The organism is Rheinheimera maricola (assembly GCF_016918075.2).
GTDB classification, from domain to species: domain Bacteria; phylum Pseudomonadota; class Gammaproteobacteria; order Enterobacterales; family Alteromonadaceae; genus Alishewanella; species Alishewanella maricola_A.
Genome location: NZ_JAERPS020000001.1, coordinates 370,011 through 391,382, shown reverse-complemented (window position 1 = coordinate 391,382; position 21,372 = coordinate 370,011). Strand labels below are relative to the sequence as shown.

Genomic DNA, 21,372 nt, shown 5'->3' with positions numbered 1-21,372 from the left:
AAAATTTCCTGGCGGTTAGCCATAGACGATAACGTTATGGCTAACCGTTGTCTTACTTACTCAACTGATACCGGCAAGCTATAGCCGTGTTCTTTTAACAACGCATGACGTTTGGCCGCTTTTAAATCCTCAGCCACCATCTCGGCACACATTTCCTGTGTGGTAATTTCCGGTACCCAACCCAGTTTCTGTTTCGCTTTACTGGGGTCACCAAGCAAGGTTTCTACCTCTGCCGGGCGGAAGTAACGTGAGTCGACTTTAACAATGACATCACCCACGTTTAATGCCGGTGCATTATTCCCCTCTATCGCTTCAACAATGGCTACTTCATCTACACCCGTGCCTTCAAAGCGCAGGGTGATACCCAGCTCTTTGGCAGACCAGCTAATAAATTCACGTACAGAATATTGCACACCGGTTGCTATAACAAAATCATCCGGCGTGTCTTGCTGCAACATCATCCATTGCATACGCACGTAGTCTTTGGCATGGCCCCAATCGCGCAGGGCATCCATATTGCCCATGTAAATACAAGATTCTAAGCCTTGAGCAATATTCGCCAAACCGCGGGTAATTTTGCGGGTAACAAAGGTTTCACCACGGCGTGGGCTTTCATGGTTAAATAAAATGCCGTTACAGGCATACATGCCATAAGCTTCGCGGTAGTTTACCGTAATCCAGTAAGCATACATTTTGGCTACTGCATAGGGTGAGCGCGGGTAAAACGGTGTGGTTTCTTTTTGCGGTGTTTCCTGCACTAAGCCATAAAGCTCAGAGGTAGACGCCTGGTAAAAACGGGTTTTCTTCTCTAAACCCAAAATACGAATCGCTTCTAAAATACGCAAGGTGCCCATGGCATCTACGTCAGCAGTATATTCGGGAGCTTCAAAGCTTACCGCAACATGGCTTTGTGCACCTAAGTTATATATTTCGTCGGGCTGAACTTGCTGGATAATACGCACCAAATTCGACGTATCAGTTAAATCACCATAGTGCAAAATAAAATGCTGGTTATCTACGTGCGGGTCTTCATAAATATGGTCAACGCGTTGGGTATTAAAGCTTGAAGCCCGACGCTTAATACCGTGTACTTCATAGCCTTTTTCTAATAAAAACTCGGCTAAGTACGAGCCATCTTGGCCAGTAACACCGGTAATAAGTGCTTTTTTCATGTTAACGCTTCCTAAATCACAAAACTGTTAAAAATACTCTATAACAACACTAATATCCATTCTAAGTAGGTAATTATCAGCCATACTGGCTGGTTGTTAAAGCAATAAAATTCTTTAATTCACTCACTGGCAATGCATTCACCCCTGCAGCCCCTTCCCTGCCGCCGCCGGTAGCAAACTGGCTGCAAATATCTGCCGCGCCATAGGGGTTATTTTTCGGTGCGCGTAAACTAATGGTTAAGCTGCCGTCAGCATTGCTAGTAGCAATAACGACTGCTTTGTCCGGGCTTTCTGCCGCCAGTATATTGCCATAGGTGCCACTGATCCGGGCAGCCCAGGGGGCGTTATCTAACTGTATCGCAAGCACTTTGTCATTTTCAGTCAGTGGCTTACAGGCTCTGGCGTGCGTTAGATCGGCGTTATAGCCTGTTTTTAATGTAGCAAAAGGCGAGTTGGCGTCAGCAACTACCGCAAAAGGTGTGTCATACGCCATTAGCTTTTGATACAGCGCTGCAGGGGCAAAGTGCAAATCAGCTTCGCTGGCGCCATAGCCATTGTAATTAACCAATACACCTAACTGTTTTAATTCAGCTTTTTGCATATCAGTAAGGCCAAGCGAATCGGCCAACTGCGCGGCGGCACTGTCAAGACCGTCACCGTAAGCGGCCGTTATTGCCCACATTGGCTCGGCATTACCAAGCTGCTGGTTTATCAATAATGCCGTACACACCGTTGGCGCAGTATCAATTACGCTGGTAAGCTTTTCATGGCTGAATAAGGTTTTCGCCTGATGATGATCACAGTAAAATACACTCTGCGCCAAAGGCAAAACCCGGCTAACATCGGCGGCATTTTTATCAAATGAAATATCCAGCACGGTGATCACGGCACCAGCTGCTTGCTCATCGCTAACTTGCTTTAGCAAACTAATATCGCGTTTAACGCCGGTTATCAAGCGCTGCTGTTCTGCTGCTACCGGCATAACTTTACGCATTTGGATAAGCGAAAATATGCCGTCGGCATCGCCATTAAATATGTCTATATGCATGATGTTATTCCGTTTGGGCGGGGGCAATTATCTGCCGCAATTCTAATGCGTTTAATACCAGCGCCGCTGCTTCAGCAATAGAAAGCTCAGTGGTGCGTATGTGCACCTCGGGCGCCGGTGGTGCTTCGTAGGGTGAACTTATACCAGTAAAGTGCTTAATGTCACCGGCGCGGGCCTTTTGATACAGGCCTTTTGGGTCACGTTTTTCACATTCCGCCAGCGGGGTATCAATAAACACCTCAATAAAGTTATCACCAATCAGGCTGCGAGCCAGAGCGCGGTCGGCTAAAAAAGGTGAGATAAATGCGGTACCGACAATTAAACCAGCATCCAGCATAAGCCGGCTAACTTCACTGATGCGGCGAATATTCTCCACCCGCGACGCCGTATCAAAGCCCAGATCACGGTTTAACCCGTGCCGCACATTGTCTCCGTCTAATAAATAGGTATGACAACCGCGCTCAAACAACAATCGGTCTACAGCATTAGCAATAGTCGATTTGCCAGAACCCGACAAGCCGGTATACCACAGCACACAAGGGTTATGGCCATGCATAGCACGCCGCTCGGCATGGGCTACCGCAGTTTTATGCCACACTATGTTATTGCTGTTTACTGTACTGCTTATTGCACTGTTTAATACATTAGTCACGTCACACAAGCCCTACATTTTATATTAAAACGGAAACACCAACGGAATTAGCAGCACACTTAACATGATATAGGTCAGCGCGACCGGCGTGCCTACCAGTATAAAATGTTTTAACCGATAATTGCTGGCATTAAATACCATTAAATTAGTTTGATAACCGTACGGGGTAATAAAGCTGGCCGAGGCTGCAAAGGCCACGCCCATGACCATTGGCATAACATTTACCCCCAAACCATCAGCCAGGCTATAAGCAATAGGAAACATCAGCGCGGCAGCAGCATTGTTGGTAATGAGCTCGGTAAGCAAATACGTAATGAGAAAAACACCAATAAAGGTAAACATTGGCGCCTGCCCCGCCAGCGCCCCGCTGGCAAACTGGCTAATGGCCAACGCCAACCCGGTAGTGCTCATTGCCGTAGCAATACTTAAGGCACTGCCCACTATTAGCCAAATCTCTATCGGAAAACGGCGCTTAATTTCGTTTACCGTTAAACAACCACTAAACACCAAGGCCGCCAGCAAAAACATGGCGCACTGCAATAATGACACTGACAACGCCACACTGCTCATTATCATCAGGCCAAAGCCCCACCAGGTTAGCTTCTCCCGCCAGCCACTTAACATATTGTCGGGCTTGATACCGGATAACACGTAAAAGTTTTTGCTGATATTATGTCGCCCGGCAAAGTCTGAACCTGTTGCCAGCAGTAAAAAATCGCCCGCTTTTAGCTCCAGCTCACCAAGCTTACCGCTTACCCGCCCGCCGTCGCGGCGCACCGCGACTACCGCCGCATCAAACCGGGCGCGAAAGCCTGAGCTTTTCAGCGTTTTACCGGTTAACACCGACTCTTCTTTGATAATCACTTCGGTGAGGGTTTGGGTTGCCAAACCGTTGTCATCGGCAAAAAGGCTAAGCCCGTTGAACTGCTTTAATACATTCACTTTTTGCACATTACCGGTAAAAATAAGCTTATCGCCGCGGCGCAGCACGTCGTATCGCGCCACCGGCCGAATAAGCTCGTTGCCGCGAATAATTTCAGCCAAAAACAGCTCGTCTAAATGCCGAAGCCCGGCTTGCTCTACCGTTTGGCCAATAAGCGGCGAATCGTCGGCGAGCTTGGCCTCAAGAAAATACGCGCTTGTCAGTGCTTTGCTGGCCTGATCATTAGGCAAAAAGCGCGTCATTAATACCAGCACAACACTGCCACCGGCCAATACCCCCAAGCCCACCAGGGTAAAATCGAAGAAGCGAAAACCACTGTGGCCGGTTTCCGTCAACATGGAATGCACAATAAGGTTGGTCGAGGTGCCAATAAGCGTAAGTGTACCGCCCATAATGGCAGCATAAGACAGCGGAATAAGCAGTTTTGATGGCGCCACCTTGGTGTTGCTTAGCACCGCGTTTAACATGGCCGCTACCACCGCAGTATTATTCAACACTGACGACGCCAGCGCCGAAAAACCCACCGTTCGCCATACCGAACCGCTCACCGAGGCGGTAAACAAATAGCGCGACAACCGCCTGAGTAAGCTGGTTTTTTCAAGCGCATATGAAATTAGCACCAACAGTACCAGAGTAACCAAGCCTTCATTGGCGCTGTTACGCAGTATATCTGCCGTACTGACAAAACCGGCTGTCAGCAGACACAACAGCATGCCACCAAATACTGCTGCAGCATGCTGCGAAAATCGCAGCAACAGCAACAGTAGCACAGCTAGCAAGGCTAGCAGTGCCATTGCAGGCAAGGTCATACTCAAGCCTTGTTTGACAGTTCAGGAAAATGCTTACGCAGTAGCATAATGACATCATGCTCAAACGCTGATAAACCGCTGATCTGCTGTTCTGGCTCTGTAGAGCTGACTAAAGCCGCGTCAACCATACCTGCACCAACAGTAAGGTTACTCAAGCGGTCGATAACAATAAAGGCGCCCGTTTGCTTATTTTTTAAATAAGCATCAAAAGCCACCTGCTCTGTCAGGCTTATATCAACCAGGCCAATTTCATTTAAGGCTAAGACGTCGGCTTCTTTCTCGGCCAGCGTATTAACATCGATGCGATAGTGCAGCTTGTCAATTTCGCCACTGGTGGTTTTGCAAGCAAATTTAATGTAATACTGACGGCCCGTTTTCATCGCACTTTCGTGCATCCAGATCACTTTTGCCCGTAACCGTGACGACACATGCGGTAAAGCGTCTTTTTTAACCAGCATATTACCGCGGCTGATATCTACTTCATCATTCAGCGTTAAGGTTACCGCCTGTGGTGCATATGCCTCGGCCAGCTCACCGTCAAACGTCACAATCGACTTTACCGTTGACACCGTACCCGACGGTAACACCCGTACTGTGTCACCCACGGCGATGCTACCGGCAGCAATATTACCGGCAAAGCCTCTGAAATCGGAATTCGGCCGGCTAACCAGCTGCACCGGAAAGCGGAAATCTTCATTTTGCACTGGCGCGGTAATGTCAATTGTTTCCAGGTACTGCATTAACGTTGAACCGCGGAACCAACTAAGTTTTTCACTGGTATTTACGACATTATCGCCTTCCAGCGCAGAAATAGGTACAAAGCGGATATCAGGAATATCCAGCGCACCCGCCAGCTTCAGGTAGTCTTCCTGTATCTCTTTATAGCGCGCTTGCGAGTAGTCGACTAAGTCCATTTTATTGACGGCGATAATAACATGCTTGATACCCAGTAATGAGCATATAAAACTGTGGCGGCGGGTTTGCGTTTGCACGCCCCGGCGCGCATCTACCAAAATAATGGCCAGGTCGCAAGTAGACGCGCCCGTTGCCATATTGCGGGTGTACTGCTCATGGCCCGGCGTATCGGCAATAATAAATTTACGCTTGTCAGTAGAGAAATAGCGATAGGCTACATCGATAGTAATCCCCTGCTCGCGTTCAGATTGCAAGCCATCGACCAACAGCGCTAAATCAACCCTGGTGCCTTGGGTACCCACTTTTTTGCTGTCTTCGGTAATTGCCGCTAATTGATCTTCAAAAATCATTTTGCTGTCATGCAGCAAACGGCCAATTAAGGTACTTTTACCATCGTCTACGCTGCCGCAGGTAATAAAACGCAGCAGTTGTTTGTTCTCGTGCTGTTTTAAGTACGCCAGAATGTCTTTTTCAATCAGGTCAGATGCGTGGCTCATTGCTTATTCCCATTCACTTAAAAGTAGCCTTCCATTTTTTTCTTTTCCATCGAGCCACTGCTGTCGTGGTCGATAACCCGGCCCTGGCGCTCGGAGGTTTTGGTCAGCAGCATTTCCTGAATAATTTCAGGCAAGCTGGCCGCCGTAGACTCTACCGCACCCGTTAACGGGTAACAGCCCAGCGTTCTGAAACGCACGTTTTTCAGCTGCGGCGTCTCGCCGGGCTCCAGCGGCATACGCTCGTCATCTACCATAATCAGCGTGCCATCACGCTCGACAACCGGGCGAGGCTTAGCGAAATATAAATCTGGGATTTCAATGTTTTCCAGGTAAATATATTGCCAGATATCCAGCTCAGTCCAGTTAGATAGCGGAAACACACGAATGCTTTCGCCTTTATCGACCCTGCCGTTAAAGATATTCCACAGCTCTGGCCGCTGGTTTTTTGGATCCCAACGATGGTGGCGGTCGCGAAACGAGTACATCCGCTCTTTCGCGCGCGATTTTTCTTCATCACGCCGGGCACCACCAAAGGCGGCATCGAATTTGTATTTGTCTAACGCCTGCTTTAAGCCCTGCGTTTTCATAATATCGGTATGCTTGGCACTACCGTGCGTAAAAGGCCCGACATTCATTGCCAAGCCATCAGGGTTTTGGTGCACCAGTAGTTCAAAGTCATGCTGTTTTGCCATACGGTCACGAAAGGCAATCATTTCTTTAAACTTCCAGGTGGTGTCGACATGCAACAGCGGAAATGGCATTTTACCGGGGTAAAACGCCTTACGCGCCAGGTGCAATAACACAGAAGAGTCTTTACCCACCGAATACAGCATTACCGGGTTTTCAAACTCAGCAACCACTTCGCGGAAAATTTGGATAGACTCGTTCTCGAGTGATTTTAAATGAGTTACTTGCTGCGATAACATAATTTTTCTATCTCTATATCGATGTTTCTTGCAATACCATTTCCAATACAACAGAAGCAGTCACAATGTATAAATTCAATTGCTAGCTAATAAGCACTATTAAAAACAATAATCATCACTGTAAACTTGTTTTCAATAGGCTATTCAACATAAGTTGAACGTAGCTAAATATTCAAAGCAATCTAAAAACGTAAAGATGACATGACAAAAATCTTATTCTCGAGACAGTAAGACCGCCAATCATTAAATTCTGTCCAGTAATTTAGAAAAACAAAATCAAGATTTGCTAAAGAAGAAACCTCGTAATCGTATCGACTGTCGCCCAAAAATAGCGCAGGCTCTTTAATGGTTTTAGTCGCTAGCTCTCTTGCAAGAATAATATCTTTGCTATCTGGACTTCCAAAAATACCACCATCGAATAGTTGTGCTAATCCACGTTCAGCAAACACCTCACGTAGCTCTTGTTGATCACCACCAGAAACAATTAACCAATTAGCGTGTCTGGTTTTTTCTCGTAATTCAAATAACCCATCGGCAATATCACAAGTAAGCAGGCCATGTCGCACTTTAGCAGCATAAGCATTAAGTAGCTCATCCAAGCTAGGGCCTTGCTTTCCTGCAACTACATTTTGCACAAACCATTCAAATTTTTTGTAGCGTGAAATCCCACCGCGCGCAACATGGTAATCAACCAACTGCTTTGCAGCCGTGTCACCATAGGGTAAAGCAGCTTGATAAAACGCCTCTGTTTTAACTTTGTTAGAGTTTAACACCACGCCATCGCAGTCAAATACTAACGTTTGATAATCCATTATATTCATAGGCGATGTAGACCTCTTAACGCCGCTTCTACTGGCGCAACATCATCAGGCACATCAACGGCTAAACTACCTGGTTGGGTCTCATACATACGAATTGTCTTACCCAATTCAAGAAAACGCAGTATTTCAATATCTTCACTAAACTCTAGCTCACTCTTACGGCAAAAAGCCTTGAACGCAGCCAGTTCTTCAGCTGTAAAAGCGTATATGCACACCTGCTTTTTATAGCGTTTCGGGGCACATTTATCATCTTTAAAACCAGGTAGTGCTTTGCGTGACATATACACCAAAGTATTGTCTTCTCGGGTAATAACCTTGGGAATATTGACGCTTTCTGGATTTTCAGATTCGGATATCCAGCAAAAACCATTCACAATGGCAGACATATCATGTTTTTTAATATCAATTGCTTTGCGGATATCTTCAGGGTTAATAATTGGTTCATCCCCCTGAACATTAATGTAAATATCGGCTTTTACTTGCAAGGCAGCCTCAGCCAACCTATCAGTACCTGTGAGGCAGCTATCTGTCGTCATAACAGCATTGTAACCAGCTGCGGTTACGACATCCGCAATTCTGCTGTCTTCAGTAGCAACATAGACGTTGTCCTTACCAACAGCTTTAGCCGATAGCTCAGCCACCCATAGCACCATGGGCTTACCCAGTAATGGAACTAAAGGTTTCCCTGGATAACGGCTAGAAGCGTAACGGGCGGGAATTAAAACGACGGCCCTCATTTATACCCCCTGCATCGCATATACCGACAAAGTTGGCACGCTATAATTCGTTGGTGTTATAGAGGTAACATCTAACGCATTCGCATCTTTATAAAGCTCTAATACCTTTTGCATTTCTTTGGTTCTTGGGTCATCTGCACCATAACCATCAAAACCTGCCAGCAATACCCGGCTGGCTTTGCCGCTGGTAGCGAGTGCCAATGCATAACTAATTACCAGCGAATTAGGCAACACTGCATTAGTAGCAGCAAAACTAAACGTATTAGCTTTAACTGTTAAGCCAAAATCTAACAATTTTTTGCCGTTTAATGACTCAAGCACATCAGTTGGAAGCATAGACGCAGGAGTTATTAAAGGCTGAGGTAAAGCAGCATGCGCTTCACAGTCGGCTAGCAAGCGCACTGGGTGACAAGCTACACGAACATCAATTAAGTTTTGCGCTACAGCAGATTGCGTATTCAGCGCAACAACTACAGGTTTTCGGGCCGCTATGTAGCTTTCTATAGCAACTTTATGCTCTGCGACTCCAGGCCCGGCACCCAAAATTAACACTTCTCGGCCAGAGATTAAACTTTCAGGAGCCCACTCTCCCTTCGCGTCACCTTGATAAAAGTGCCGGGTTGCATCCAAGGCATTAAAACTAAACTTCTTACCACCTTCTACTTTTAGGTGGTTTATCGCGGCCAGAATGTCTTCTTCGCTATAACGCGAATCGCCCAACATTTCCTGTATATAGGTAGGATGAATTCCATACTTCCCAGACAGGTAATAATATGGGTTAGAACCCCAACCACATTGATTTTTTAGCGGTTGAAAATAGCTGCGGATAACAGACATCAACGGAACCATATTGATACTTTGCTTGCGCATATCGGCCACTTCGATTACCAGCTCTTCAGTACGGGCATTGCCAGGTCCGCGGCCCATACCGGTAACAGTGGCATCTAGCCAAGTTACGCCGTCTTTTACCGCTTGTAAGGTATTCGAAAGCGCCAAACCCATGTTGTCATGGGTATGAATACCCATAGCGCCACGCCAATGCTTACGTAACCAGCTAATGATTTGTGAGGTTTGCCCAGGGTCCATACTGCCCATGCTGTCAGCAAAATACAGCGCATCAATAGGGAATTTACTGGCCTCAAGCGATAACGCTTCCACTTCTTCCTGAGTACGATCAGCAACCTGCATAAGGTTAAAGCCGACAATATAGCCTCGAGCTTTTAACCAGTTGCAAGCAGGAAGTGCTTTAACAAATTCATGTACATGGCAAGCAATACGCACAACATCAACTGGAGAAGTCGCTGCATCGTTAGGAAACAACTTTCGCAAAACGTCGTTTTGTGGCTCATCACCAACAATTTCAGTAGCGTTGATCATCACCGCCACGCTTAAACCAGCAGGAATGGTTAATGTACGAATGTAGCTGTCTGTGGTGTAGGCGCTGGCACCTTTGAAACCTTTATTGATCATAGAGCGCAAACCCAACTCTACGATATCAACCCCTGCACTGGCCATGGCTTCAAGGTACTTATTCGTAACATTTAGCGGAAAATTCCAGCTGTTATAGTAGCCGCCATCGCGGAGAGTGCAGTCCAATAGTTTCACTTAGTTACTCCCTACAATCTTTTTTAAATATTTCGGTATGCAATCCTGTATTTATCATTTGCTCATAATATTCAAGATCGTCAACCGTATCGATCTCAAGCCAACCATTCTCTACGGGCACCGCTTTTACCGGCCAGCCAATGTCAATCAGGTGCTGAATAAAGCTAGTAAGATACATGTTGTCAAAGTCTTTACCGTCGTATACCGCTTTACGGTCCATACTCTCCCAAACTTGTATCAGCTCTTTGGCTTTATCAGAAGAAACTTTAATCAGCCCCATGTACTGCCCCTGAATTTGATCATAATTTGTTGGTTTTTTGCCTAGCTCAATAATCTTGTCGCCGTCAAGTTTCAACGTTTCAGCATCTTCAAGAGGGTTTTCCATACGAAGTGACCATAGCCTCCGCCATTCTTTATCAATAGTCAGTGTTAAATGCCCCTCCGCCTCCAATATTGCATCTAAAATGTGTTGCTGGTAAACAATGTCTCCATAGGTAATAAGAACATCATCTTTGCCATCAAATAAGTCTCTTGCACACATTAAGGTACTCACCATATTTGTGCTGGCAAAGCGAGGGTTAAGGATTTTTTTTACACCATCTCGTACGAGTTTATCTTCACAATACCCCGCAACGACCGTAACATCGTTAATACCAGCTTTTTTAAAAGCTTCTAATTGATAGTCTACAAGTGATTTGCCACATAACTCGACCATACATTTAGGTTTGTGGTTGGTGTGAGGGCGGAGACGTGTTCCCTGGCCAGCAGCTAAAATAACTACGCGCATATTATAATCCAAAATGTTGTTTAATTATGTTTAAATCAGAAGTGACTAATGGGTTCTCTCGTTCCGGATGCCACATTATGCCAAGCCAAGGCTTGGATTTATGCCGAAAAGCTTCGACAACTTCATTCTCAGTAGTCGCAAGTATTTCAAACAATGCAGGGCAGTCATACGTAAAAACTGCATGATTGTGATAAGAGTTAACTTCACTTAACCTACTTTGTGTTGCCCAGTCACCTTTTAACTTATGGTATTTCGACACGTGACCTTCGCAAGCGTGTAATACTCCGCCTTGATTAACACATAAAAACTGCATGCCCCGACACACGCCAAGCACAGGTAGCTTATGTTTATTAGCATAAGCTAAAGCGTTGGTTTCAGTTGCATCACGCAAAGGAGCCGACCCGATATCATTACCACCACTTAATATCAGCCCGCTAATAGCCAAATCGGCAAGATAACTGTCAACATCTCTCACGTTATTTGGAATCAATATAGGTACAGCACCAAGTTGGCAAAGCAGTTCAGCCCATCTTGAATCCAGGCAATCACGCCATTCGTTGCGGCCTTGTACCTGGTCGTAACGCTGGCTAATAGCAATTCGCTTTGATGATGTGTGCATTACCGTAATGTCCGCATTACATTATTCGCAGGATCAAGCTCTATTTCTTGAGCTTGAGAAAGCTGCTTAAACAGCTGCTCGCCAATACCAATAGCCGCAGGCAATCCAAACTCTGCAGAACGAATAGCCATATGGGAGTTCGCACCGCCATACATCGTAATTAAACCTGCTATACCCTGACCAAAAAGCCAATCATACCCAGGATCTGCTTGAGGTATTAATACCACAGCGCCTTGAACATCGAGGTCACCTTGCTCCGTTCCATTCAAATGAACACAACGCGCCATTACGCGTTTAGAGCCGATATAGTTAGGTACGCCTGCGCTTAATTCAAAAGAATAGAAATCATCCAATGAAGTAAGTAGGGCAGGCAGTTCACACGTTGACGCTAATTTTCGTTGCCGCCCGTTCTTAAATGCTTCAGCGAGTAAAAAATCTTTCTGTTCAGCCGTTTTAAGAGTACTTTCAGACAGTCCTAAAACATCATACAAAGATAAATTGGCCCACTCTTCAACAGTTAACCCGAATTCAGTTGCGAGTATTCTCATCATATCAAGCGCTTCAGAAAGGTTACGGCTAAAAATAAATTTAGCTTTCTCACGACCTTCTATACCATCACGTAGAAACTGTTCAATCAGCTCATCGGTATAATCAAGACCCAACGCTCGCACCTTAGTGAAAAAACCACTTTTTTCTTTGATCCATGCATCGTCTTCATTGATAGCATGATTTGCGTCCATAGCAGCATCAACGATAGGCCGTAAAAATTTTTCGGGATCGTCAAAGTATGCCGGTGACGTTATATCGTAAGTACCAGGACGTAAATGACCATATGTTGCAACAAAATCTTGCCAACTCATCGTCCCCTGAGCGGTTGCTTTAGCATCCTCGGTTAGCTCATGTGATACCGTACGAACACTACACATAAAATCATCCATTGCGGCTTGCGTTAACCAACCTTCTTTTACGCCTTCTTTCAGTATAGTTGCCGCAACAAAACCACTACGAGCAAGATGTGCAAAAGGTAAAGTACCATGTAGCCGGCACTCGTCTAACAATAGGCGCACGTTGCGTATACTAGCGGCTTGTTTACTCTTTCTGCGTTTACTGATCCGCGCCTGTAGTTTTTCCACATTAGATAAGTAGGTTTTAGTATTCTCAACAGCATGTCTAGACACATTTAAAAGCCCGGCCTTTAACTTGGAGATCAACTCAGGGTCAAAACCACCTTTTTGCTGCAAGCGCTCTTCCCAACGATAAAATGCCGGACCTACACAAGTTGGAACCACCTCAAACTCTACTTTGTCATGTAACTTAGGATTAGACTTTAAATAACTCAGATAAAAGTTTACCAACTGGTGCGCTTCAGCCTCACTAATATTTTTCGGAATAAATGAATTAAAACTCGCGCGCACATCAACGTATGGCTTTCCAGCAAACGAGACAAGAAGAGGTTGCGGTCTTACATCTCGATAACCATACTCGGCTCTCTGAGTCGCCCACGTTTCATCCATAATAAGGTATTTGTAAAGTGTTTCAGCCAACTTACCAGGGTTTGTTCCGATAATTTCAGCAGGGTTCCAGTCTGGCATTACACCATAAATAGGCTCGTCACCAGCTAGATGCGCTGATGCACGCTTAAGTTGAATCCATAATGTTTCAGCTTGGTCAAGCACTTCATAACATGCATCTGTACTTGTTTCGACTTCAGCTTTCTGCACAGCTATTGGCCGCACTTGAAGAATATGAACTACATTACCCTCTGTCATCGCAAACTCTATATCGAGAGAATCGAAGCTTAGCAATCCCTCTATTTCTCTCATGGCATCTAATAGAGGTAATAGCTCAGAATTAGCAACTTGTTCAGGTTTTGCTCCGCGCCGAATAACTAATGTCTTATGTTCGTTATTGCTTCCTGCAGTAATGCCATCCGTCGAACCGGTTTCGTCATAATTAATCACATAATAGGGGGCACCGTGTTCAAGAGTACGCGTAAAAGCGACACCGCTACGAATAACATTTTTTAACATCGGCTGAACCAACACTTGATCATCTGGCTGTTGGTTGTGATAAGAGGCAATAACTTCTTCAATAGCTGCTTCTAAACCGTTATTAGGGTCAACATGTAACAAGCTGGTATAAGCCCCGGCGTTGGAATGTGTGAAGGAGTCTTCACTTCGCGCGCTAGACCGGACGATTAAGGATTCTGAAAATTGGCTTTTGATCAAAGACAAAATATTCTTTGAATCCTCTTGCCAATTTTTGACGTCAAATGATACTTGGTCTTCAATTTGCGAAACAGACACAAGCTTACGTAAACGAGATAGCGTCTCTGCTTTTGTTCCTAACACAAAGCGAACTATATCATGCTCTGAACCGACTTCAGCCCAATCACCTTTCAAATCGATAGCATCAACGATTTTTCCTCTACAACGAAGAAACTCAACAAACTCCCCCACGGTTGCTTTTTGCAACTCACGAGATGGCTCATTGCAAAAGTCAAAAAGTTCATGTAGCGCATCACCGGAAAAACGCACTAATCCGACAAAAAATCCATCAATCGAGTGTTCTGGTATGTGAGTGCTAATACTCTGAAGTACTCCATTGACAACGGCTACCTTTTCGGTAGTAGAGCGAGGTTTAAAATTCTGATTCAAAAGGGACTGACTAGACCATGCGACCGAGATATCACTGCTATCTTCTCTCAGACTTTCAAGCGCTTCTTCACGGAACAATATATCTCCATATGCAACAATCAATTCCTGCGTGGCATCATCATCGTTTCTAATTTTCTCGCAGGCTATTGCCAGTGACATAAGGCTACCAGAGTCTTTCCATCGTTTGTTCTCGACTACCGTTACAGAATCACGATAGGGTTCAAAACGTTCAGACTCAAAGCCTGTCACTAAATACACGTAGTCTTTTTCAAGTCCGACAGTTTGTAACTGCAATTCCAAAAGTTGCCGACCTTTAATAACATCGTGAAGTAATGGAGATTGAGAGCCAACCTGCGGAGCTCCAGCGCCGAGAATTACAAAGCGTCTAGCCATAATTATTAGTATTCCTTGTTAACCGCTTCTATTTTCGACCCAAACAAGCTTGGCTTAATCCCTTTTGTTTTCATAATCGAAATATGCTTGAGGACGGGGTGGATAATATAATAAGAATCACCATTTTCAGGCCGTTGCTCCTCAACCTGAATGTTTCCAAAGGAGTGTCTTAACACCTTCATGGTTTCTACTAAAACGTCAGCCCTGATATAACTGTCATAATAGTAATCGATGTCGTCATGCTCTGCAGGAAGAGAAAATAGTTTTTTATAGAGAATTACACCTTCATCTATAGCAGGCTCCAAAATAATTGCGGATGCGCCACACTCGTCTGTTTCCAACATAGAGTAGTAAACAGTTGTACTACCACGGTACTGAGGAAGATAACCAGAGTGGATATGCAAAATGGGTGCATCAGGCGAAAGATCGCGAACATCTACAATTTCCCCGCCGTATCCAGAAAATACGACAAAAGTGCTTGAAAATTCGCTAATAGCATTTTTGACCTCAACGCAATTAATGGTGTCAGATGTGATTTCAACTACATTGTCGGAAATTGTGTTGAGAAGCTCAGATAGCGCGACATTTAAATCACTTGAAAAAACATTGCAATCTAATGGCGTACTCAATGCAGGAAGTTGACTGGCTTGCCCCCATTTTGCTTTTGTTGACTTTAAAAAAACTATTGAATTAAACCGAATGCCTACGTTTTGCAACGCTAGTACGTAAGCTCGTGTTCTAACGGTATCAGCAGCAATAAACGTTGTATGGGACAGATCAAAACTTTTGGCCTTAACATTAATTTTATCTGTTCCTATGGCCGCTTGCCTTTGAAAGACGGAACGAGAACACTGCATCCCGTCAGTAAGTATACTTACGAAAAAAAGTTCCTTTTTAATAACAATAGACACTCTCATTGTCTGTTCTTCGGTTAATTCATCGTGAAAACCAAGAATAGTATCAACTGTTTTCAACAGCGCATTTAGTGCAGGAAGATAGTATATTTTTTCTAAATACTTAGACAAAACCTCTGCAAAAAGAATATAGTTTTCAAGCGAATGATACCCACCTTGACTTTTAGGCCTACTTGCCGTAATCAAATATTTATCAAACAAGCGCTTACTTACTTCAAATCTTTGAATAAAAAAATCAACAAAGCTTTTTTTAATTTCATTATTTCGTAGCAGCCATTTAAATGTAGCCAATGTAGTGATTGACTCTCCTGGAGCAATTGAAATTTCGTCATACTCATTTTCGCTGTCATCAGATATAACGTTAACAACATTAGTATTTTGGTTTTTAATTACATATTTCTGTCGCAGATCCATCCATGAGTCGATAAACGACAAGCCCTCGTATGCGGTATACGTATAAGATTGTCGATTATCAAGAGGACTTGAAGTTACGTATGGATAACTCAAACTCACACCAAACGCTCCTTTATGTAGCTTACAATTAAGGACGCGCTCTGCTGAGGGTTATTACCATTACCGCTACCATCGATTACTAGATTTGGCGCCTTTGGTGGCGGAAATGGAATATCCATCCCAACTACATTATCCGTCTCCCCACGTTCCGCTCGTACATACATCTCACGACGAGTTTTAAGAACCTCCATAGGAGTATCAACAAAGACCTCAAAATAATCAGAATAGTTTTCCCGGTTCCATTCCCGAGACTCTTCAAATATGGACAAAATACAACACACTACGTTAATACCTTGATTATCTAGCCATTTGCAAAGCGCTTGAATACGTTCTGCATTCTGGCGTCGTCCCTCTATTGTATACGGAGCGCTACCGCGATTGTGTTTGAATACCTCGCGAATTTCATCACCATCTATAAAAACAGAGTTAGGTTTCAAATCCTTCAATGAATTGAAAAGACACCTACCGACTGTTGTTTTTCCGCTACCAGATAGTCCTATCAACCAAGTAATCATTGTGCCCTCACTGTCATTAATGCTTTATTCTGTAATTTTTTTAGAAAGCGCTGTTATTATCTTGTTCAGCTCGAAATCTTGATGCTTTGTTTTTCTAGGCCACATTTCATTAAGTTTAGTAATATGACAATTAATATCATTAATTGTCATTAAATGAGTCGGTTCACGCGGCACTGAGATAAACTCTGGATCAATATTTCTGCTAGCCATTACTGGTAGTATAGAGGCTATATAAGTACTACTTTCTAAATATTTATATAAAAATCTATTTCCAAAACCGTCATAGTCAAATTTATTAGAACCATCACCAGTTATATAGTGGCCTATGTCGTTTATTGACGTAGCAATATTATAGATATCTATTCCTATGTCGTTGGGTATATTAACCTTTTTATCATCGTTTTCTTTTAGAAAGACAACCGGTCTTTTTGCACTAAGGGAAAAAGAAAAAGCTAATGAAGAGCGATCAGTTACCATAAACGCGGCGTCTTTCAAATAGTGAAAACCGGATGCTGTATAGTCAAAAAGAATATTCCCGACATCTAAACTTTGAAACAAGTTGACGCATTCCAAATCGCCTGGATATGGTCTAACAACTATCCTAAAGTGAGGGAGTTCCTTGCTCAATTTAAGTAAAAAATCCTTTCCTAGACTCAACATATTACTATAACGTTGCCTGCTGTTAGTCGGAGCATAAACGATAGTATTATTCAATCTATTTTCGGCGAAAAAATGTTTAGACCAATAGTCTACTTTAGGATAACCTCCTTTTATAATGCATACGGATGGTGAACGATACTTGATAATATCACTTGGATATATTTTTGATGTAAAGCTTTCAAAATCCCTAGCATAAATCTCATCATCTTTTGGTTTTGAAGGCACTATAATATAGTCAAACTGCCGAGCAATATTTGGTCTATTTCTAAATAATCCAGTATATCTAAAATTACCATTTGGTTCGTCAGGAATACTATGACAAATTGCAACAGAAACCACGGTCAAATTGTCAGGGAGAAGACAAGTTTCTGGACAAAAAAGAATATCGAATTGATTTATTGAATCTGAGCATTCTAGAGAAAAACAAACAATATCTTCTTTTAAACTGAACTGAGTTGCCAATTCGATTTCAATATCGGGACTAGCCGCTAAAAACTTAACTTCAAATCCATGCAATAAGAACTCCTCGTATAATGGGATGTACGTGAGAACTCTTGGCATTGAATCAATTACCAGTAAAACCTTCAATTTCATTTAAAACCTTACCTGTAATCAAAATAATCTAAGAAGGTTGACAATTCTTTATTCAATATACCTATGGTATCCTGCTTTAATTTTACTAAATAGTTCCCAGGATGAACTTGACGAACATGATCGGAAACTTGTTCTGAATCAGGGATTACGTCATGTTTCTTCGCTACTTTAATCAGCGCGTCAACGTTTGTAGGAAGTGCCAAGTGTTCTACCAACAACGAAAGCAGAGATTCCTTATCATAAATTACATCTTCGTAACGAACAATTTTAGTCTTGTTGATCGGCAACTTGTTTCTATACATATTAAAATTCTTTATATAACTACTCGCTCGAGATAGAACAAAAGTATCAATATCCATAGAATTAACTATTTCTCGCTCTTTAAATCTCGCATTGTCTCCTTGTTTAACTACGTGTGACTTTGCAATTGAAAAATAAAGTGAAACTAGCATGTCCCGTGGATCTCGTGTCAACCAAATACAATTTGCTTCCCTCAAATCCAAGTCGAAGTTCCTAGGATAGTGACGAAATCCAGTATAGACTGTTCCAAGCGCTGTAAACGCTTGCTTAGCATCCTTATCTATATGTCCGGGATTAACACCAAGATTAAACGCTGATCCAAATAATGAGAAACTAGGAACACCTATCTCCTTACAGTAATCCCTAACTAATCTATCTAATAGAGTAGATCCGCTCTTTGCGAATGCAAACACGTAAGCACTCGGGAAATGTAAATGACTTAAGGGAACAGAAACTACGTATTTTTTTCCTTCTGTCGAAATTAACTCTAAGTCTTTATTCATTATTTACACCCTATCAAAATATTTAATAAAATCAGAATAGCGCTCAAGGCTTTCATTTCCAAGATAATTTATATAATATTCAGAGTCCGATTTTAACCTATTCGAACAGGCAAAAATTCGTGCTTTATTGAACTCATTAATACTACGAAATTCAACCTTAGCAGGAAAATAAATGCTATCTACTACAGTGGAATATCTAACAACATTGAATCCTTGACTAAACATTTCATACAACAGCGATGTAGTGTGCCCAACAACAAGCCCAACTTCATCAGGAATAACGTCAGTTATCTTTAATTGAGGAAACCTTTCAAGATAAATATTTTTATCGTTGCTTGGATGCAGCTTCAAAAACATTCTATCCAATTCTTCAGGCATTGATTTTATTACAACTTCAATCATTTCAAGGTTATACTCATTAAAAATCTTCTGGTCTGAAACAATCAATATACAACCAAAATCCCACCGTGAATAATCATCACTAACCCTTTGCAATGTAGGTTTCCCAACAATTACTACTTTACTATCAGGTCTATACTTATGTATCAAGTTAGCAGTGCAGGTTCCCCACGCTAAAAAATAATCAGCTACATGATTTTTGTAATTAATAATATTTATATTATTATTGTCAGAATACTCGACATATAATCCATGCTGTAAAGTAGCTGTAATAACACCAGAAAGTTTAAATGCTTGGCAGAAGAAATTCTCCGGACCCTGCATGTCACTAAAGAAAATAGCTTTTCGAGTAAACCTTCTAATTTTATTAAATAAATAACAGTAGGACAGCATTTTAATACGAAGAGCTAACTGAAGGTATGGGTTAACATCTTCAATAATTAATGAATATCTGAAGTTTTCTTTTATATATTCTACCAACTCAACGTTCAAATCAGAAGATCTTTTATTTAAGTCAACAACAATATCATTTCTAATACTAGAGACCTCATGCAAAAAATTATTATAATCCACCCTATTCATGCTTTTAAATAAAATTAACTTCTTTTCCGCCGAGGCCAGTTCTTCCTCAATAACTAGTTTCGTACAATTCCTATATATATCTTCTAGAAATAGCTTTTGGGATTCGGTCCTGCCAAGTTTTCTGAAAGAAGAATACTCTTGTGCAAATACCATTGAAAAGTCAATTTCATTTAAAATATCCCAAAGCATATCAATCAGCCCCCAAGATTCTATTGATATTCCTTTTAAATGCACTGTAGTAAAAACTATTCTTTTGAACATCTTCTAAGCCAAAGTTGTCAATCTGAATCTTAATTGTCTCCATATAAGGAATAAGCCCACCTTCACTCGTACCGCCAGCATAGAATTTACAAACTAGCGTGTCCATGAATTTAAACTTCGCACCGGCTTTATAAAGTTTGACAAACTGGTTGTAATCCGCGGCACTTCGAAAACTTGTATCAAACTTATTTTTAAGTAACACCGAGGTTTTTGTAAACACTGCTTGATGACAAAACGGCATTCTTACATTGATAGTATCTGCTAAATTTGCTTTCTGAAGAGTAACCTGATCCTCGGTGATGTACTCGCGATTACCATAAATAATGTCAAATTCATCGTCAAAATCCGGGCAAAGAAATATATTATTCAACACATCTTTACTTGCAAATTCATCCCCAGCATTCATAAATACACAGTAATATCCAGATGCTAAATCTATAGCTTTGTTCATAGCATCATAAATTCCGTTATCTTGCTCTGAGATTGCAATATCAATAATACTACTATTTCTTCCTATAACCTCTTTAGTGCCGTCTTTAGAGTCACCATCTATAACAATAAATTCTATATTTGGATACTTCAAAGACTTTACACTTTCAATTGTTCTAAGCAAGCCAATCTTATCATTATAGACTACTGTTAGAATAGATATTTTGGGATATGAAGTTTTAGATTTAAGGTATCCTCTTTGCTCCAAATTACATAACAAACGATATAAAACACCTTTTGTAAAAGAATCACTGTCAAAATTAGAAATTGATAACGTTTTATTGATCTCGCGACCATTGACATTCATATTTGTTGTTATATCTTCGATTGCTGAGTTTAAATAGTACTCACAATTATTTAACGAAATAGATTTAATAAACTGAGTTTTTTTCCATTCGTTTTTATCATTTAAATGATTAAACGAAGCGCGAGCAGCCTCTGTCGCTCCCAAAAGATACTGTTGTCGACTTCTACCACCACTTTTAAAATCGCAAACAGCCAAAGGAACATACCTAAATGAAGCTCCAGAAACATAAATATCGAGCATAAATTTATAATCTGCTGCCAACCTTAAACTTTCATCATATGGTTTATCAAGCAGAATACTTCTTTTGTTAAATACAGCCTGATGATATATAACCTCAGTATAAAATATATTTTCAAGATTTCCGGCTTTCTCTAAAGTTCGAATACCGTTGACTTCTGTTCTATAGCGATCCCCATAGATAATATCCTCACTATAATCTAAAGTAGAAAATATTTCTGAAAGTATAGTTGGGGATGAAAATTCATCTCCAGCATTTAAAAAAATCACATAATCGCCACTGGAATATCGAACAGCTTTGTTCATAGCATTATATATACCAGTATCAGGCTCTGATATAAAAACGTCATAGTACTGAGTTCTTGAGCTACAATATTCTTTAGAACCGTCCGTTGAATTACCATCTACTATTACATACTCTAGATTATTATAATTTTGACTAAGTACACTTTTCTCAGTTAATTTGAAATCTTCCAGAGCATTAAATAGAACGGTAACTACAGATATCTTTGGCATA

18 protein-coding genes are annotated in these 21,372 nt (G+C 42.0%); all 18 read right to left on the bottom strand.

Features of this window, described 5'->3' with window-relative positions:
* Positions 1-56: 56 nt before the first annotated feature.
* Positions 57-1,172, bottom strand: a complete 1,116-nt coding sequence (gene gmd / locus I4W93_RS01860) for a GDP-mannose 4,6-dehydratase (protein WP_205310130.1) — start codon at positions 1,170-1,172, stop codon at positions 57-59.
* Positions 1,173-1,248: 76 nt separating this feature from the next.
* Positions 1,249-2,220 (bottom strand): DHH family phosphoesterase, encoded by a 972-nt coding sequence (locus I4W93_RS01855; protein WP_205310131.1) that lies wholly within the window; start codon positions 2,218-2,220, stop codon positions 1,249-1,251.
* A gap of 4 nt (positions 2,221-2,224) precedes the next feature.
* On the bottom strand, positions 2,225-2,872 hold the full coding sequence (gene cysC, locus I4W93_RS01850) for an adenylyl-sulfate kinase (RefSeq protein ID WP_224673219.1): 648 nt from the start codon (positions 2,870-2,872) through the stop codon (positions 2,225-2,227).
* A gap of 24 nt (positions 2,873-2,896) precedes the next feature.
* Positions 2,897-4,624 carry an SLC13 family permease gene (locus I4W93_RS01845; RefSeq protein ID WP_205310133.1) on the bottom strand — a complete coding sequence of 576 codons (1,728 nt, stop codon included), beginning with the start codon at positions 4,622-4,624 and terminating at the stop codon, positions 2,897-2,899.
* 2 nt (positions 4,625-4,626) lie between these two features.
* A complete protein-coding gene (gene cysN / locus I4W93_RS01840; protein ID WP_205310134.1) occupies positions 4,627-6,036 on the bottom strand; it encodes a sulfate adenylyltransferase subunit CysN in 1,410 nt (469 codons plus the stop codon).
* Between the two features lie 17 nt (positions 6,037-6,053).
* A complete protein-coding gene (gene cysD / locus I4W93_RS01835) occupies positions 6,054-6,962 on the bottom strand; it encodes a sulfate adenylyltransferase subunit CysD (protein ID WP_205310135.1) in 909 nt (302 codons plus the stop codon).
* Positions 6,963-7,144: 182 nt separating this feature from the next.
* Positions 7,145-7,783: an HAD family hydrolase gene (locus tag I4W93_RS01830; RefSeq protein WP_205310136.1), complete on the bottom strand. Its 639-nt coding sequence runs from the start codon at positions 7,781-7,783 to the stop codon at positions 7,145-7,147.
* Positions 7,780-8,520, bottom strand: a complete 741-nt coding sequence (locus I4W93_RS01825) for a 3-deoxy-manno-octulosonate cytidylyltransferase (protein WP_205310137.1) — start codon at positions 8,518-8,520, stop codon at positions 7,780-7,782. The genes I4W93_RS01830 and I4W93_RS01825 overlap by 4 nt, the downstream gene beginning before the upstream one ends.
* The gene (locus I4W93_RS01820; RefSeq protein WP_205310138.1) at positions 8,521-10,125 is read right to left on the bottom strand and encodes an aldolase catalytic domain-containing protein; all 1,605 of its coding nucleotides are present in this window, start codon (positions 10,123-10,125) and stop codon (positions 8,521-8,523) included.
* Between the two features lie 4 nt (positions 10,126-10,129).
* Positions 10,130-10,912 carry a phosphocholine cytidylyltransferase family protein gene (locus I4W93_RS01815; protein WP_205310139.1) on the bottom strand — a complete coding sequence of 261 codons (783 nt, stop codon included), beginning with the start codon at positions 10,910-10,912 and terminating at the stop codon, positions 10,130-10,132.
* A 1-nt stretch (position 10,913) separates the two neighbouring features.
* A complete protein-coding gene (locus I4W93_RS01810; RefSeq protein WP_205310140.1) occupies positions 10,914-11,531 on the bottom strand; it encodes a gamma-glutamyl-gamma-aminobutyrate hydrolase family protein in 618 nt (205 codons plus the stop codon).
* Positions 11,531-14,581 carry a PEP/pyruvate-binding domain-containing protein gene (locus I4W93_RS01805; RefSeq protein ID WP_205310141.1) on the bottom strand — a complete coding sequence of 1,017 codons (3,051 nt, stop codon included), beginning with the start codon at positions 14,579-14,581 and terminating at the stop codon, positions 11,531-11,533. Before I4W93_RS01805 ends, I4W93_RS01810 begins: the two co-directional genes overlap by 1 nt.
* A 5-nt stretch (positions 14,582-14,586) precedes the next feature.
* Positions 14,587-16,008 carry a formyl transferase gene (locus I4W93_RS01800; protein ID WP_205310142.1) on the bottom strand — a complete coding sequence of 474 codons (1,422 nt, stop codon included), beginning with the start codon at positions 16,006-16,008 and terminating at the stop codon, positions 14,587-14,589.
* The gene (locus tag I4W93_RS01795; RefSeq protein WP_205310143.1) at positions 16,005-16,523 is read right to left on the bottom strand and encodes an adenylyl-sulfate kinase; all 519 of its coding nucleotides are present in this window, start codon (positions 16,521-16,523) and stop codon (positions 16,005-16,007) included. Before I4W93_RS01795 ends, I4W93_RS01800 begins: the two co-directional genes overlap by 4 nt.
* A gap of 24 nt (positions 16,524-16,547) precedes the next feature.
* Entirely contained in the window at positions 16,548-17,699 is a 1,152-nt protein-coding gene (locus I4W93_RS01790) for a CDP-glycerol glycerophosphotransferase family protein (protein ID WP_205310144.1), read from the bottom strand.
* 86 nt (positions 17,700-17,785) lie between these two features.
* The gene (locus I4W93_RS01785; RefSeq protein WP_205310145.1) at positions 17,786-18,580 is read right to left on the bottom strand and encodes a sulfotransferase domain-containing protein; all 795 of its coding nucleotides are present in this window, start codon (positions 18,578-18,580) and stop codon (positions 17,786-17,788) included.
* Positions 18,581-18,583: 3 nt separating this feature from the next.
* Positions 18,584-19,822, bottom strand: a complete 1,239-nt coding sequence (locus tag I4W93_RS01780) for a hypothetical protein (protein WP_205310146.1) — start codon at positions 19,820-19,822, stop codon at positions 18,584-18,586.
* Positions 19,752-21,371: a glycosyltransferase family 2 protein gene (locus tag I4W93_RS01775; RefSeq protein WP_205310147.1), complete on the bottom strand. Its 1,620-nt coding sequence runs from the start codon at positions 21,369-21,371 to the stop codon at positions 19,752-19,754. The genes I4W93_RS01780 and I4W93_RS01775 overlap by 71 nt, the downstream gene beginning before the upstream one ends.
* Between the last annotated feature and the right edge of the window lies 1 nt (position 21,372).